General features: G+C 60.7%; 1 protein-coding gene. It reads right to left on the bottom strand.

The window, feature by feature from the left end; genetic code table 11:
- A partial coding sequence (locus P0G09_RS15650) for an ABC transporter transmembrane domain-containing protein (protein WP_275253112.1) occupies positions 1-445 on the bottom strand: 445 nt, incomplete at both ends.

Genomic DNA, 445 nt, shown 5'->3' with positions numbered 1-445 from the left:
TGACAACGGTGAGCTGCCAGCTCATCAGGCACATGCTGGTGAACACGGACACGATGGTGATGGCGCTGGACACCAGCTGGGGGATGCTCTGGCTGATCATCTGGCGCAGGGTGCCCACATCGTTGGTGTACACCGACATGATGTCGCCGTGGGGGTGGGAGTCAAAATACCGGATTGGCAGGCTTTCCATGTGGGTGAAAAGCTGGACGCGCAGGTTGCGCAGGGTGCCCTGGGTCACGTTGACCATGATACGGGCGTTGAGCCATGCGGCCAGCACGCCGATGGCGTAGATGCAGCCGATGCGCACCAGTGCGCCTGCCAGCGGGCCGAAGTCCGGTGTGGCCTGCTTGGTCATGGGGACGATATAATCATAGATCAGGGTCTTGAGGAAGAGGCTTGCCTGCACGTTTGCCAGCGCGCTGACGATGATGCAGACCAGCACAAG

It is taken from the genome of Faecalibacterium sp. DFI.5.82 (assembly GCF_029076575.1).
GTDB classification, from domain to species: Bacteria; Bacillota; Clostridia; order Oscillospirales; family Ruminococcaceae; genus Faecalibacterium; species Faecalibacterium duncaniae.
Note: the sequence above shows the minus strand (reverse complement) of the source record. Positions and strands in the feature narration are given on the sequence as shown.